At 41.9% G+C, this 2678-nt stretch carries 2 protein-coding genes and 2 pseudogenes; all 4 read left to right on the top strand.

The window, feature by feature from the left end; genetic code table 11:
- Positions 1-724 (top strand): annotated as a pseudogene (locus ACY1JZ_RS25915) (hypothetical protein); the annotation flags it as partial.
- Positions 725-732: 8 nt separating this feature from the next.
- Positions 733-1254, top strand: a complete 522-nt coding sequence (locus tag ACY1JZ_RS25910) for a hypothetical protein (protein WP_462631654.1) — start codon at positions 733-735, stop codon at positions 1252-1254.
- Between the two features lie 302 nt (positions 1255-1556).
- On the top strand, positions 1557-2033 hold the full coding sequence (locus ACY1JZ_RS25900) for a DUF6985 domain-containing protein (RefSeq protein WP_462631655.1): 477 nt from the start codon (positions 1557-1559) through the stop codon (positions 2031-2033).
- A gap of 323 nt (positions 2034-2356) precedes the next feature.
- Positions 2357-2678 (top strand): annotated as a pseudogene (locus ACY1JZ_RS25895) (hypothetical protein); the annotation flags it as partial.

The following is a 2678-nucleotide window of genomic DNA, read 5'->3' as shown; positions in this document are numbered from 1 at the left end:
TGCGAGCGAGGAGCAGGCAGACGAGGCGTGGAGTGAGTTCTGGGAACAGTACAATGAACAGCAGGCGGCGAATGACCAGTTCTGGTTCGGAATGGTGGCGTTGGCGGATGCAGTGATGTCGATTCGAGACGTCAAGAACGCATCGCGATACGGCACGATGGGCTTGACGAGCGGTGGAGGAACGCCGCCAAGACCGAATTCGAACGGAAGCAGCCCGTCGAAGAACACGGGAACGAACCCGCCGCCAGCAGCGCCGAAGGCGAAGCCGGAGGAGCCCTCGTCTGGTACAGGGAACGGGAAGAAGGATGGAGGAAACAGCGGCAAGGGTGGCGAAGGAAGTAAGGGCAGTGGTAGTGGGGGGACGGGAAATGATGACCCTAAACCTAGTGGGGCTGAGCCGAATTTTAGCCCGAATTTCGATAAGAAATTAAAAAAACATGCTCAAGATATCTATGAAACTTCAAGGGATTTAGGTGTTCCAGTTAAAAAAGGGGATAAAGAAGGAATGAAAGAGTTTGTTTCCTCAATTGTAAAGGACTCAAAAAATCTCGCTAATTCGAAACCTTTTGAATGGAATACAATCGAGTCTGTAGATGCTTTTGTTAAGGGGGATGCAGTTGTTTTAGTTAATCGACAAACAAACGAAATATTGACTTTCTTAAATAAAAAAGGAGATCGTTTATCAAGTAAGTTAAAATCCGAATTAGATTTGATTGGAGAGTGAGGACGACTATGAATAACTATATAATATCTTTTACAAATAAGTTTGATTATTTTTTCGAGCAAAAAGAAATTTCATATATTATTTATTTACATGATGAGGATGATAATGAGAGATTAGACCATGTCCTTTTCCTTGAGAAAGATGATGGTAATGTTATAGGTTTATATATAAGAGGCATGAATCCGTTAATCTCAGTGAATAGAATTTACGATTTGGATGATTTTAATTTATTTGCAAGTTATGAAGGTTTGGTTGAATCTAAGGAAAATATTAAACTCAGAATAGAGTATATTTGTTTGTTTTTTAGCTCTGAATATAACGAACTATTAGGTTTTTATTTATCGAATAAGGATGCATCCAGTTCTCTATTTGTATTATTTTTACAAGATGAGATTGATGTGAAAAAGAATTGTAGTAAGTCAGACGCTAGTAAGATACTTAAAAATAAGTATTCGACTGAAGGTTATATAACTTACGAAAAAAAAAGTGAGAGTGACTGGGAAGAAATTAAAATGGAATGTCAGCAGTAAACTAATCAAAGTTCTCAAATGTACTAGTCTTGATTTTTTGGTGGCAACCCAGTGCCGAATGAGCCCATCATTCAACCAATAATACCATCATGATTGACCTGTTTTTTGTTATGTTCGCTTTCTCACCGATGTTTCAAAATCATTCACGTTTCCTGATGGATGTAGTGCTTGAAACATTGCACATAAATTGCAGGGTACTTAATGATGGAAAAACCATACAATTGGTTCCGAGTAGTGTTAATTCTAAATTTGGACACCTTGGTGGTGTAAGTGAAGTTATAAGACAGGACGTTACTCTAAAAATGAAAAAAGATGAGCTGTTTGGAGAAATTGTTTATGAAGATTTATGGATAGGGACGACAGAGGTAACTATGTTTGGGGAAAATCGAAAAATACTTTTGAATATTTATGGAGAAGAGAATGAGGAAATTACTTCGAACCAACGGGATGCTTTTTCGCAATTCAAAGCGAATATGCTCAGCATAGTAAAAGAAAGTGAAGATAAGATTTTAGAGTATTATTTAGAGAACTATGAAGATTATCGAGCAATGCAAAGTGATAGTGAAGAAGTTGAAAAAATTGCTCCAAAGATTTCATCAATAGACGAGTTAGGGAGACTTGTTACGCCTACAGGTTTGCTAATAAGATATGATTTCGAAGATGGTATTAGAAGAGTAGGGATATTATGTGATTGCACTTGGGAACAAGAACATGGATTGGGTATTAGTGTTGAAAATGAAGAAGTAGTAAAAGTGGGTCTTCAAGATATTGTACTTTAAGAGGATCTGTCAAAGACTTAGTGTAATATTGGAATATAACCCCACAAACAAGATTGTACAATGCCACAATGCGAGTTAGCCGTCCGTGTTGTGGCCTTTTTCATTCTCAGAAATAGATGGCGGCGGTTAATGAAGTAACCCCCACCCAGCCCCGAATGAACCCATGATTCAACCAATAACACATATAACCCATGCAATACCGGTATAAAGATTTCTACAATTCGGTACGCACATCAAATGCATCAATTTTATAACCTAAATAACGCTAATACGTTACATCGAACGGCGCGGCGAGCAGCGTGGTGCTGGATGGGGAGAGCGATGTGAGAACCCCGTTGCTGAAGCAGGAGGGTCGCACGAAGAAGCCCGTGACGGTGAAGCCGTTGCCGCGCGTATACGAGCCGCCGCTGATGCCGATGGCGGACTATGAGGCGGCGCAGCGATCGGAGCAGGAGGCGGCAGCCGGGATCGGAGCGGTAGGGGCTAGAGCCGCGGGAGCGCTGCTGAGCGCAGGACTGGCGCTGGGGGAAATGCTCTCGGTGATTGGCGGTGTGCTGAAGGGAGCGATGACGGCAGGCTTGACGGCGCTGTGCATGCTGCTGAAGACAGGAGCTGTGTCCGTAGGCACGGTGGTCGGCATACGAG

The sequence above is a fragment of the Paenibacillus sp. J5 genome (assembly GCF_054955055.1).
The sequence above is the reverse complement of the archived record's forward strand: the minus strand, read 5'-3'. Positions and strand labels throughout refer to the sequence as shown.

Bases quoted from the DNA above. Each gene is read 5' to 3' on its own strand.
- ACY1JZ_RS25910 (WP_462631654.1), top strand. From the start codon at position 733: ATGAATAACTATATAATATCTTTTACAAATAAGTTTGATTATTTTTTC.
- ACY1JZ_RS25900 (WP_462631655.1), top strand. From the start codon at position 1,557: ATGAAAAAAGATGAGCTGTTTGGAGAAATTGTTTATGAAGATTTATGG.